The sequence below is a fragment of the Pseudomonas sp. ANT_J12 genome, from assembly GCF_008370045.1.
Classification (GTDB): Bacteria; Pseudomonadota; Gammaproteobacteria; order Pseudomonadales; family Pseudomonadaceae; genus Aquipseudomonas.
In genome coordinates this window covers 38,459-51,312 of record NZ_VOBN01000004.1, presented here as the reverse complement: position 1 = coordinate 51,312, position 12,854 = coordinate 38,459, and the positions used below count along the sequence as shown (strand labels likewise).

Annotated in this window: 8 protein-coding genes and 1 pseudogene; 1 reads left to right on the top strand and 8 read right to left on the bottom strand. The window is 56.3% G+C overall.

Annotated elements, in window-relative coordinates; all coding sequences use genetic code 11:
* Window positions 1–7: 7 nt before the first annotated feature.
* The 6 genes and pseudogenes from FQ192_RS11000 to FQ192_RS10975 all read right to left on the bottom strand — a co-directional run bounded on the left by FQ192_RS11000 (window position 8) and on the right by FQ192_RS10975 (window position 9,174).
* Window positions 8–3,808, bottom strand: coding sequence for a hypothetical protein (locus tag FQ192_RS11000; RefSeq protein WP_149658650.1), 3,801 nt, complete (start codon window positions 3,806–3,808; stop codon window positions 8–10).
* A gap of 245 nt (window positions 3,809–4,053) precedes the next feature.
* Window positions 4,054–4,599: pseudogene (locus FQ192_RS10995) on the bottom strand (DUF4123 domain-containing protein); the annotation flags it as partial.
* On the bottom strand, window positions 4,596–6,680 hold the full coding sequence (gene tssI, locus FQ192_RS10990) for a type VI secretion system tip protein VgrG (protein ID WP_149658648.1): 2,085 nt from the start codon (window positions 6,678–6,680) through the stop codon (window positions 4,596–4,598). The pseudogene FQ192_RS10995 and the gene tssI, both read right to left, overlap by 4 nt.
* 131 nt (window positions 6,681–6,811) lie before the next feature.
* Window positions 6,812–7,327, bottom strand: a complete 516-nt coding sequence (locus FQ192_RS10985; RefSeq protein WP_054051032.1) for an Hcp family type VI secretion system effector — start codon at window positions 7,325–7,327, stop codon at window positions 6,812–6,814.
* Between the two features lie 313 nt (window positions 7,328–7,640).
* Window positions 7,641–7,946 carry a helix-turn-helix transcriptional regulator gene (locus FQ192_RS10980; protein WP_149658647.1) on the bottom strand — a complete coding sequence of 102 codons (306 nt, stop codon included), beginning with the start codon at window positions 7,944–7,946 and terminating at the stop codon, window positions 7,641–7,643.
* A gap of 97 nt (window positions 7,947–8,043) precedes the next feature.
* The gene (locus FQ192_RS10975) at window positions 8,044–9,174 is read right to left on the bottom strand and encodes an alkene reductase (RefSeq protein ID WP_149658646.1); all 1,131 of its coding nucleotides are present in this window, start codon (window positions 9,172–9,174) and stop codon (window positions 8,044–8,046) included.
* Between the two features lie 240 nt (window positions 9,175–9,414).
* On the opposite strand from FQ192_RS10975, the gene FQ192_RS10970 reads away from it, so the two are divergent.
* Window positions 9,415–10,095, top strand: a complete 681-nt coding sequence (locus FQ192_RS10970) for a type 1 glutamine amidotransferase domain-containing protein (protein WP_149658645.1) — start codon at window positions 9,415–9,417, stop codon at window positions 10,093–10,095.
* A gap of 69 nt (window positions 10,096–10,164) precedes the next feature.
* On the opposite strand, the gene FQ192_RS10965 is transcribed toward FQ192_RS10970, so the two are convergent.
* Window positions 10,165–11,544, bottom strand: a complete 1,380-nt coding sequence (locus tag FQ192_RS10965; protein ID WP_149658644.1) for a VOC family protein — start codon at window positions 11,542–11,544, stop codon at window positions 10,165–10,167.
* Between the two features lie 88 nt (window positions 11,545–11,632).
* Window positions 11,633–12,853, bottom strand: a complete 1,221-nt coding sequence (glcF, locus tag FQ192_RS10960) for a glycolate oxidase subunit GlcF (protein ID WP_149658643.1) — start codon at window positions 12,851–12,853, stop codon at window positions 11,633–11,635.
* Window position 12,854 lies beyond the last annotated feature (1 nt).

Sequence of the window (12,854 nt, the reverse complement as noted above, 5' to 3'; positions counted from 1 at the left end):
TGGCTCATTACGAGGCACCTTGTGGGTCATGATCCGCCCAAAAGGGCCGATTAGTTTTATTAAAATCCGCCTTGGAGTAAGTTGGATCATATTGGGTTGGATCTTTAATGGCAGGTGCTGGGAAATAACGGGTTTCACCTTTTCCCTGAAGACTAAATTGCGCTCGAACCGCCCAGCTATATCGACTCGTACTGTAACTCAAGGCAATAGAAGGTGAAAGGGGAGTTGAGAAGTATAACTCAAGAGCATCATTGTACAACCGTTGTGCTCTTGCCTCTGTAGAATTACTGGCTACCTTTGCAACAATACGAGAGGGGCTGCCTTTTATGCTAGTGTAGGTTATAAGTTCCGCGAGGCGACACTCAGCTTTAATACTGATACTACCTGTACTAGCGATCAACCCAGGTAGAAGGCTCTCAAGTCGGACCAATGTGTCAGAGCTACGTACCTCGTATGGTACTTCGTTGTTCACGTCTAAAGTTGCCCCTGGTTGGTAGGCAGGATTACGACTGACTGTGATGTTAATTCCTGCTAGCAGACCGATAAGGCGATAGAAGGCTTCTTTTGGATCTTTTAGATGTTGAGATGCGGTTCCTCCCCCAACACCAAATGGGCCGTTAGTCAGCCAGTCTTCTAGGGGGGTACTACTTAACCATAGCACCAAGCCTGCACCTATCCCAATTAAAAGCAGAGACAACCAACCTAATGGATGCAGATTTAATAACGGAGTCGCTGTCAGCAGGCCGGCGGTAACTCCCGCCAATGCGCCTCCCGCCATAAGTAAATATCCATACATAGCTTGATCATTCCATTGCCAAGCATACCAGGCGTCATAGATGTTTAGGACTGCGAAAACAAGACCTGCGACACTTTGAGTTAGTAGTCGCGCAGTTATTTTGGCCTCCAGCCTCTTTCCTATTAGTTCGCCAAAAAGAGAACCAACTTTATCGCGGTTTATGCGAAATAACGGTTTTCTTACAACTTCAAGTGCTGATTGAGTTCCTAGCAATTTTACGGCCAGAGCTTCCATGGCAATCAATAAGTCAAGTGCAGCGCCAGTTCCTCCTCCCAAGGCACGGTTAAGGCTCTTTTCTCTGGCGGTTTGTTGGAAAGCATTTGCCTCAGTATTTACATTCCACATTTCGATCATTAATACAGCTATTGGGAATATTTTGGAATTTAATACTTTGAATACGAATCCCTTGCTTTTTTTGTTATATTCGTCGAGCGCCTTATTTAGTGCGTTGCCGGTATCCGTGGCGCGACTGTTTGCTGTATTAGCAGCAACTCCGACATGTTGAGCATTTATTAGTTGCTTGTTCATATGGCTTATTAATTTTGCGGTACTATGGTTTCGCGGCATTACAAGAACCAAGTGTTCGCCTTTTTCTACTCCACTGCCGGGTATGCGGGATCGATCGGTACTGGCCAACAACTTTCCATTTTTATCGACGAATTCGCCGTAGATGGTTTTTGGGCTGTCCGACTGTGCAGGAAGATCTTCTAATCCAAATAGGTAATAGTTTTGTGTGACATTGCCTCGTCGCATGAAGTATGCCTGGCCAAAGGTGTTGGGTAGCATACTTCGTAGTTGTTGGACTCCCCGGCCATGCAGTGTCACATTTACCTGTCGGGCACGAGCTCCTAATTGCTCACGTATCTTATTCAAACGGTCATTGGCTTTTTCGCTTATATCGCGACTAGCTGACGCTTCATTAGCTGCGAACCGATTTGCCTTGCCAGCAACTTCCAACTCCTTCAGCGCAATGTCTACCGCACCTCGCAAGGTATCGTAGACGCTCATGAGTATGCCGTTGATGTTCTTTGACGTGGTTATGGCAAAAGTCTTGTCCGAACCTCCGCTGATAACACTATCGACAACTCCAGCATCCAGAGTCATTTGCTTCTGAGGAGCAGGAGCTTCCTTGTCTTCGTATTTGGCCAACTCTGTGGCGCGGAACTTTCCGTCTCCAGTATTAATTTCTACTGTAGTGGGAACCTTGTAGGGCGCACAGATAATTTCAGCATTACTCTCCGGCCAAAGCATCAGATGCAATGGAGATTGGGTATTTTGGACAATAGTGCGCAGTAGTTTCTGTCCTTGACTGGTCTGGGGGGTGTAGAGGCTGGTCCCGCTTATTGCATCGACGACGTCCCCGCTAGGCGCCAAAGGATCTAAACGTGACGCAGGGACTGCGATTGCGGCGATCGTATGGCTGATGACGAACAATGCCGATAAATAATCGAAGCCATCCAAGCTTAAGTGGTCGGCCACCGTCTGTTGCGTGATACTTTGTTGTAAACTTTCGGCCAGCAAGTCCTGAGCGCTGTTCATGTGCTGCCACACCATCGCTCGTTCGACAGTGGCGGTACAGCGGTTGATGTCCTGCTTTCCTTTAGTACTAAGTTTATCCATGCTCGCGTTCAGAGGATTGAGTTGACCCTGAAGATTACGGGGTACCACTAGTTGTTGTACGAGCAGCGCACTGGCATGGTTGACCTGCTGCGTCGCATGAGTTGCGCAGAGTTTTAATAGTTCATGATGGATTTCTACGCGCTGCTTCAAGTGCCGAAGACGAAACCGTGGATCTTCTAGCAAGATACCGCAGATCTGCCGTTGCCTTGCCTTGGCAAGCACGTCAATCGCGCTAGACTGAGCTTGCCAAAGATCCGCTTTTTCTGCAGTAGGCTCAGATTTGCTACCAGGCTCGGGTTCAGGTGTTGGCAGTGAATTTTCCAGTGCGTCAGCGACAGCGGTCAGCTCCAACAGTTCGTTTCGGTCGGGCGAGATTCCTTTTGCACACTGTGCGAGAAACGCTTTGGCTTGTTGGCTCGCTGTAACGGGAAACTGTCCTGAAAGATCGCTCAGGTAACGGGCTGGGTGGTCAAGCAGCCACTCAAAGGCTGGTACGCGCGCGCGCTGAGGTGCGGCTACACTGACAGGAAACACGTTTAAATCTAAGTTGCGCCTAGTGACGGTGGCTTGAGTGGCTGCGCTCTGATTGGAATAATTGCGCACATCGAAATTTGTAAAGGCCTGTAACATGGCCTTGCCATCCGGTTTGTCTTTGTACAGTTCTTTGAAGCGTGCATTAGAGCAACTGAGATCGAAACCTTTGCAGCGCTGATCGCGTAGTTTGGCATCTTGTTCAAGACGTTGCAGGCGCGGAGCGTTGAGTTGTATTTCAGAGAAGCAGAGCTGTAAATCCTGTACTCGTTGGTTGTTCCATAGAGCAGGCAGCCAAATGTCATCCAGAGGCTGACCGCTGGATTTGCGCTCACCTGCTTTGAATCCTTTGCCTTGACGGTAATGGGCGACATCTACATCGTGATAGGTGGTTTTGCCATCAGCGATGCGTACTTCTAATTCACGCCATAGCTTCTTTTGATAAAACACGTAAACGAAACCCGCGCGAGCCAGCACAGGCGCGCCAAGGTCGTATGCGCTTTTTGATCCGGAGAGTGCGACGAAGGGCAATACTGGAACCACTTGGTTCCACTGCGCGTCGACTTGACGCGGAGTCGAGCGCATGCTGCTGAACAGAGGGAGGCGAATCGGCTTGCCTTGGAGTGACGCGATCTCCAGCGAGAGTTGGCGGTTGGCTTGTCCTGTGCAATCCCATACATGCAGGACGCTGCTGCACAGATCTTTTTCCTGTGGTTCAAGCTTACCCTTCAACTCTTTGTTGGCGTCGTCGCACAACACGATTTTCTGGTTGGCAGGGTGATCCTTGCCTATGACTTGAACTATCAGTTTCCCGGCCTCGCAGGCGGGGCCAGAACTCAGGCTTCCAACGGGTGCGCTCATGTCAGAGACTCCTTGTCTTGGTGGTCGCGTGCAAGTTGTTGCCGCAGTAGTTCCAGGCGATCTTCGCTGTTGTTATCCAGGGGGATGACTGGCGCAGTATGACTTGGGTGTTGTGAGCGGAGCGTCAGGTATTGCTCCAGTTCTTGTGCCTCAACGAAACCATTGGCAATGCCTTGATTCAGATAGTCTACGGCGTCGTTGAATGAGACGTCGGCCTGCTTTTTCCACCACAAATAAACAAAGTGATCTTTCTGTTGCCGTTGCAATGATTGTTCTTGCAACTGATCCAAGTGAAGAGGAGGGCGCTCGGTAGAATGTTGCCACTTCTGTGCATCTGGATTTTCGACGTTGAACCATTGCTGAGTACCCAGCGCTAGATCTCGCCAAGTACCACCATACCAACTCAGACGGGAAATTGGGCCCATCCACGTCCTGGATGTCTGGAGATTGTTGACGGTGAAAAAGTAACTAGCTGTCGTGGGGATCGAGTACCGAAGAGCCCCTTTGCGTTCTCCGCCGAAACGAACAATTAAAATATGTCGTAAATGGGACAACATAGCATTCTGAGAGGCATGGCTTTCAATGATTAGTCCGGGCCATGCTTCGGGACTCCCTCGCATAAGCTCAAGCATTGAGGTTTGGTTCGTCGTATCTACCCAGATAGGGCTCTGCTCGGCGCAATTAGCCAATTCGGTGGACTCGAACAGTAGCGTTGGATTTGGATCCGGTAAGCATTGATAAAGTTTTTGCAAGAGGTCGTCTGTGCGCTCTAGCAATATCGAAATAGTCATCCCTCTGCTCCTGCCAATAACGCTTTTCTGCAAGGGCAATCAGTCAGGGGACATTGCATTGGTGTACCCCCTTGAGGTTTTTGACACAGTTCGACGAGTGGTCTGTTTTCGCCAAGGCGTTGCTGAAGCAGCATGCCTGGCTTATCCGCATCCGCCTGCTTCAACGGCCCCGGCAACAACGGTGCTGCCCCAGTCCCATTCCCCGGACTGCCCCCCGAGTTCATGTTGATCACCGGCCCACTCAACGTCACGCCGCCGGCGTCGATCTTGATGAAGCTGCCCCCGCCAATCAGGGTCAACTCGCTGCCGGCTTCGAGCACGACTTTCATGCCGCTGCTCAGGTGAATCTCTTGCCCTGCCTCAATAAACTGCCCAGTCCCAATCTTGACGTGCTGGTTAACCCCCACCGTCAAATGATCATTCTCCTGTGTCTCCACCTTCCGGTCTGCATAAACCGTGTGGTGTTCTTCAGCCTTGAACTCCGTATAGCTGTTCTTCTCAACCGTATCGTGGCGTTCATTGCCGACGCGAATTTTCTGGTCGTGTTCGACGTTTTCATCCCAATCGCGCTGGGCGTGGAGGAAGATTTGTTCCTGGCCTTTTTTGTCTTCGATGCGCAGTTCGTTGTAGCCGCCGCCGCCGGGAGAGCTGAGGGTTTTGAAGGTGGTGCGGGTTTTGTTGGCCGGTAGCTCGTACGGGACGGTGTTTTCCTTGTGGTACAGGCAGCCGCTGATCAGTGGTTGGTCGGGGTCGCCTTCAAGGAAGGTCACGAGCACTTCCATGCCGATGCGCGGGATGGCGATGCCGCCGTAGTGGGCGCCGGCCCAGGCGGAGGAGACGCGTAGCCAGCAGCTGGTTTTGTCGTCGGCCTGGCCTTCGCGATCCCAGTGGAATTGCACTTTGACGCGGCCGTATGGGTCGCAGTGGATTTCTTCACCTTTGGGGCCGGTGACCACGGCGCTCTGGCTGCCGAGGATTCGCGGTTTTGGGTGGTTCAGCGGTGGACGGTTCGGCACGTCCCACGGGGTGGCCTGGAAGCGGTTGCGATAGCCCTGGTGGAAGTCGTCTTTAAGGTTAGTGGTGCTGCTGGTGACCGACTCTTCCAGCACTTGCGGCTGTTTGCCTTCGTGGAGGACTTCGGTGAGCAGCCACAGGTCGTTCCATTTGGCTTTCGGGTGTTGGGTCAGGGCCAGGAAGTGGCCGCTGACCAGCAGCGGTTGATCGCTGCGGCCTTCGGCGAGCTGGAAGTCGCTGCGGTGGCGTTCGAGGGCGCGTTTGGCCAGGTGCTTGCCGCGTTCGCGGTCGATGAAGCGACCGGGGTAGTCGTAGTCTTCGAGGTCGGGCAGGGCGTCGCCACGGTTTTCGCTTTCGAGGGTGAGGCGTGGTTTTTCGAAGTCGTAGTCGCGGCGGGTGGTGCGGCTGGTGCGGGTTTCCAGGCGCAGGTCGAAGCGCTTGATCACCGGGTCGTTGGCGACCATGCCGGAGTCTTGCTGGTAGGCCACAGGCTTGAGTTTCGGGAACACCGTCTGGTCATCGCCGAACACCAGTTTGTGGGCCGTGGCGCTGTGCTGGAAGTGGTAGTGGATACCTTCTTCCTCGCACAGGCGCTGGATGAAGTGCAGGTCCGATTCATCGTACTGAACGCAGTAAATACGCTCGGGATAAATCGCCCCGACTTTGAATTCGTAGGCGTTGCTCTGGATGCCATGCTCTTCGAGGACCATGCCGACGATTTTCGGTACGGTGAGGTTCTGGAAGATGCGCTGGTTGATGCGGTGCGCCAGGTAGGACAGTTGCGGGCGCAGGGTCACCGCGTAGCGGGTCAGGCGTTTGCCGGAATCACCCTGGGCGGCGCGATAGATCTGGCCATGGATGCCGCTGCCGTCTGGCGAGAGCTGCAAAAAGGCCGGTTTGTGCAGCAGCGTTTCGAGGTCCAGGGACGGCTGTTCACTGACCAGCTCCACCTCAAACACAAAGGGCTGGCTGATGGCTTCCCGGCCTTGCAGGGCAAGGACCTGTAAGTCGTTGGAAAGGCCTTCGATAGTCAGGGCAAAGTGAGTCTGATTGGCCGGCGCGAACATCCCTTGTTCCTCGTGCTGTGCTGCGGCGTAAACCAATACCCGATCAAAGGATCAGCAGACGCGAAATTCTGGAAAGGCGTAAACAACATCGACCAGCAGAGCTGGCCGATGCGTAAAGCGGTCAGCCGCGATTAAGCGACTGGTTGACGCCAGTCATCGGAACCCGAAGTACCGGATACTTCGTGGGTCCAGGTGATTTTACGGTAGGTGAACTGTACTTCTTCCAGGTGCGTGAAGTGGGAGTTCGACGGATCCTGGCAGTTGTGCATTTTGTTGTTGATGGCGACGATGATCGCGTCTTCCAGCTTGGTGGTGTAGTAGTGCTCTTGGGTCCCTTGGGCCGAAGTGCGGTACCACTGGATAACGATTTCGCTCATGCGCTCGCCGGAAGTCAGTGCGGCTTGCAGCAGTGGCGAAGCTTTGTCGTAGACCTTGGTGATCACGACTGGCTTGTGAACGCGCTGACCGGTTGGTTGGCCGGACTGTGGGTCACGCGGGATGATCACGTCGTGGCTGAACGCCTGAACCATGACCTGGTCTTCGTGACCTTCCTGGTAGGTGTTGCCAACGGAGTCAGCGGTGAATGCGCCAGCAGTGATCAGGCCTTGTTTTTCGCCAGTGACGGACATGTAGGCAGGTGTTGCCATGGGATGCTCTCCTTGCTTGATAAATAAAAGTGCCCGGAGGCGAAATCGCCCGGTGGGTGCCTAACTGTTATCAAGGTCCGTGCCAGAAAAGGTGAGGGCTATATAAACCGGGGGGATGGTCGAGGTTTTTCAAGCGCTTGGGTGAGTTTGGAGGGAAATCACCTCATAAAGTGCGCAAGAAGTTGCGCAGTACTGCGCAACTTCTTGCGCACTCGGCTACAGGCCAAAGCGGGGTTGGCGCTTAGCGATATTGGAGGTTGTTTTTGAAAAATTAGTGCGCAACTTCTTGCGCATCAAGGCCATGCGCCATCACTCAGAGGCTGACACCGATTTGCTCGACAAACTGAGCGATGGTTGTGTCGTTGCGCCGGTAATAAGTCCACGGCCCGATCCGCTGCGAGGTGACCAGATTGGCTCGTTGCAGGGCGGTGAGGTACAGCGATACCGTGGACTGCGAAAGACCGACCTTTTCCTGAATGATGCTGACGCACACACCGAAGGCCTCCGGGTCGCGTTCCTGGGTCGGGAAGTGCACGCGCGGGTCCTTCAGCCACAGCATGATTTGCAAGCGTGTGGGGTTGGAAAGGGCTTTGATGATGTCGTTCAGATCAAGGGTCATGGTCGAGCCTGGGAGCCTGTGTGCTGCGTCGAAATAAGCCGAAACCCTGAGGCCGGCAGATCGTCCCGCGTATCAAGGAACCGATCGGCCGCGCAGTTTACAGGCTCGGCTGGTAGCGCGGGTAATCGCTGTACCCGACGGCGGTTCCACCGTAGAGGCTGGAGGCGTCCAGTTCATTGAGCGGCCATTGATTCAGCAGGCGCGCGGGCAGGTCCGGGTTGGCGATAAACCAGCGGCCGAAGCCGATCAAATCCCCCCAATCAGCGTTCAGCACGTTGTCGGCGCGTTCGCCCGAGTACTTGCCGGCGTACATCAGCAACCCGCTAAACGACTCGCGGACGGCTTGGCGGAAGGTGATTGGCAGTTCCGGGGCGTTATCCCAATCGGCTTCGGCCAGGGACACGTAGGCAATGCCGATCTGTTCCATCAATCTGACGGCTTCCAGGTAAGTTTCGTGCGGGTTCTCTTCTACCAGTCCGAGGTAGACCCGTGCTTCATCAGTGCTGGCGAACAGTGGTGCAAACCGCACACCGACCCGATCCTTGCCCACCACCGCCGCCACGGCTTCGGTGATTTCCCGCAGGAAACGCAGGCGATTGCTCAGCGAGCCGCCGTATTCGTCAGTGCGCTGGTTGCTGTGTTCAGAGATGAACTGATTGACCAGGTAACCATTGGCGCAGTGCAACTCGACGCCATCGAAACCGGCTTCCACGGCATTGCGCGCCGCTTGAGCGTAAAGCTGGACGAGTTCTTTGACCTGTTCGGTGCTCAACGCTTGCGGCACCGATGGTTCGGCCAACGCACCCGTGCCCGGGCCGGTTTCGATAAACACGCTGACCGCCGTCGCCGGGATGGCTGAAGGTGCGATCGGTGCGGCGCCACCCGGTTGCAGTGAGGTGTGTGAGACCCGGCCGACATGCCATAACTGGGCAAAGATCGGCTTGCCTTCAAGGTGCACCGTTGCAGTGACCTGTTTCCAGCCGTCGATCTGTGCCTGGCTGTGAATCCCCGGTGTCCAGGCGTAACCCTGGCCGCGCGGTTCAATCTGAATACCTTCGGTGATCAGCAAACCGGCGCTGCTGCGCTGACGGTAATACTCGGCCATCAGGGCGTTGGGAATGTTGCCCGGCTGAGTGCTGCGCGAACGGGTCAGTGGCGGCAGCACCACGCGGTTTTGCAGGGTGAACGGGCCGAGGCGGATGGGCGTGAAGAGGGTGGAACCGGTCATCGATAAGTCCTGTAAAGCGGAATGAGTGCGTTCGTACGCCGTCAGCCGAGGCTGAGCAGGGTGCGCTGTGAACGCCTTTATAGGAGTATCACGATATTGCGATATATCAATATCTAAATTTGAAAAGCTTCCGTATGATCCGGCCACTCGGTGAAACGAACCGCCCAACCGGGTGGTCAATGACTCAGTACCCAAGCGCCAATGAGCGTCCGACTATTCCTGAACTCAAGTGAGAACGATATGAATATCCTGATGGTTCTAACGTCCCACGATCAGTTGGGCAACACCGGTAAGAAAACCGGCTTCTGGCTGGAAGAATTCGCCGCGCCGTATTACACGTTCAAGGACGCCGGCGCTCAGTTGACCCTGGCCTCGCCCAAGGGCGGCCAGCCACCGCTGGACCCGAAAAGCGACGAGCCGGACGCGCAAACCGCCGCCACCGATCGTTTTCGCAAGGATTCGGCTGCGCAATCCGCGCTGGCATCTACTGTGGTGTTGAGCAGCGTGAAGGCTGAGGATTTCGATGCCGTGTTCTATCCGGGCGGCCATGGCCCGCTGTGGGATTTGGCGGAAGATAAAGACTCGATCGCGCTGATCGAGGCGTTTTATAAGGCCGGTAAGCCGGTGGCGACGGTTTGCCATGCGCCGGGTGTGTTGCGCCATGTGAAGGATGCGGACGGTCAGCCGTTGGTCAAAGGCAAGCGGGTGACCGGGTTCAGCAACACAGAAGAAGAGGCCGTGCAGTTGACCGACGTGGTGCCGTTTTTGGTCGAGGATGAGTTGAAGGCCAACGGCGGGATTTATTCGAAGGGCGCTGATTGGGCGAGCTACATCACCACCGATGGGTTGTTGTTGAGCGGGCAGAATCCGGCATCTTCGGAAGCGACGGCCAAAGCCCTGTTGGCAGCGTTGCAAAGGTAGGAGCAAAGCTTGCTCGCGATGGCGATTTTGAAGACGCCATCGTCGGCAAGCCGTGCTCCTACAGGTTTCTCAGCGCTTGAGCGCGGCGTAACACGCCTCAATCGAGCGCCGCTGCGTTTGCGCATACAACCCCAACTCATCAATGGTCGACCGCCCCAGCGCCTGCTCGAACGCCTGCTGATTTGACTGCACGTCATAGCGGGTCTGCGCGGCTTCCCCCAGGTTCGACTGGAAAATCCCCGCCGCACTCACCGGCAAAAAGTCCTCATACACCATGGGTTCAACCCGCACATACCCGGCGCTGAGCAACTCGTCCAGCGAAACACCGTCCAGCCCATCCGCCACCAACCCCTTTTCCGTCACGAAGTAGCGAAAGTACGCCAGTTCCTGTCGGCGCATGCCCTCCAGCGTGTCAGGGAATTCGCCAAAGTGTTGAGTCATCAATTCGTTGTAGCGGGCGGCGTTGGCTTCATTCGGGAAGTCCTTCAGCTCATCACGCGCGGCATTAAGCAGACGATCGTAAAGCGCCCGGCCTTTAGGCGTGAGCGCCGCGCCACGTTGTTCGATTTCGCCAAAACGCGCGCTGTGGCTGCCACGTGTCTGGTCCTGATCGGTAAACGCAATCGGTTCGTCCAGCGCTTTGAAGCTGGTCTGACGCAGCAGGATCGGGCACTGCCGGCGTGGCGGGCCTTCGATCACGGCTTTGGGGGTGATGCCGTGGGCGGGCATCTGCGCCTGGACGATGTCGATGTCCAGGGTGCGCGGGGTCAGGTGGTTGATGTGCGGGCCTTTGAACGCCACCACGTCGGCGATCAGTCGATGCTGGGCGCTGAGTTGCTGGTATTGCGCGGCGGTGACGGTGGCGCTGTGGTGCCAGCGGAAGGTTTCCAGAGTTTGTTCGACGAAATCCCAGGATTGCTTCTCGGTGAGCCCGCCGTGGGTTTCGGCCTGTTCGATCAGCGCCAACGCCTTCGCGGTGAAGATCTGGCGTTTATCCAGCACCGATTGGGCAAAGGCGCGCAGTTCCAGGTTTTCGATCAGCTCCAGGCGCAGCAATGAGGTAAACACCCGGAACGGGCTGACCTGCAGCGCCGCTTCATGCACCGCGCGGAACGCCGTGGAATGCACCGGCACCCCGGCCGGGGTCAAATCGTAATAGCCCACCGGTTGCATGCCCATCACGGCGAACAACCGGGCGAGGGTGGCCAGTTCAGCGGCGGTGCCGACGCGGATGGCGCCGTGGCGTTCCAGGTCCAGGCGCTGAATTTCGCCAGTGCTTTCGAGCTGCCGGGCGATCTGCGGATCGCTATCGAGCACCTGGCGGTTGGTTTGCTCCACCAGTTCCATCAGCGCGCCGTACAGCGGCACTTCTTCTCGGTACATGTCGGACATCGCTTTGGAGAAGCGCTGGCGGATCAGGTCGGGGCTGACGAAGCTGGGGTGGTTCATGAAAAAAATTCCTGGCGCGGTAACAGAGAGGATGCGAGAAAAGATCGCAGCCTTCTGCCACGCCGACAAACGAAGATTCCTACGAACTTCATTCTCCCAGCGACTGGTCCACCAATTCGATCCAGTGCCGAACCGGCGTGCGTCCAGCGCTGGCGAGGTGGCTTTGGCAGCCGACGTTGGCGGTGACGATCAGTGCCGGATGGCCACTTTCCAGGGCATTGAGCTTGTTGTCCCGCAGTTGCCGGGCCAGTTCCGGTTGGGTCAGGGAATAAGTCCCGGCCGAGCCGCAACATAAATGACTGTCCGGCACGGTTGTGAGGTTGAAGCCCAAACGGCTCAGCACGGCCTCGACCGCGCCGCCGAGTTTCTGCGCGTGCTGCAAGGTGCAGGGGCAATGGAAGGCAATTCGCTGATCCGTCGCGGCGCAGACCCGTTCCAAAGGTTCATCGGCCAGCACTTGCACCAGATCCAGCGCCAGCGCACTGACCCGCAAAGCCTTGGCGGCATACGCCGGATCACGTTCCAGCAGATGGCCATAATCCTTGATGAACGCACCGCAACCACTTGCCGTCTGCACAATCGCTTCGGCGCCGTTTTCGATGTGCGGCCACCAGGTGTCGATGTTATGTCGGGCGCGGTCCAACCCTTTGGCCTGGGCGTCGAGGTGATAGTCCAGCGCACCGCAACAACCGGCCTCCGGCGCCGGGATCACGCTGATCCCCAACCGATCGAGCACCCGCGCCGTCGCGGCATTGGTGTTGGGCGACAGACCGGGTTGCACGCAGCCTTCGAGCATCAACACCCGCCGGGCATGCCGCGGGGCAGGGCGCTCGCCGGTGGCGGGCAGGTCGTGGGGCAACTTGGCTTCAAAACCCCGTGGCAATAACGGCCGAAACGTCGCGCCGATCTTTAGCAATGACTTGAACAGGTTCGGATTCGGCGCCAGTGCCCGCAACCCTTCGCGCAGCAACCGCTGACCCACGGGGCGCGGCACCGCTTGATCGACCACGGCCCGGCCAATGTCGAAGAGGTTGTGATAATCCACGCCGGACGGGCAGGTGGTTTCGCAGTTGCGGCACGACAGGCAACGGTCCAGGTGCAATTGGGTTTTCGCCGTGGCGGGGGCGCCTTCGAGCACTTGCTTGATCAGGTAGATGCGCCCGCGCGGGCCGTCCAGTTCATCGCCCAGCAATTGATAGGTCGGGCAGGTGGCGTTGCAGAACCCGCAATGCACGCACGTGCGCAGGATCTTTTCCGCTTCGGCGGCCCGTGGCAGCTTGCGCGACTGCTCGCTGAGGGTGGTTTGCATG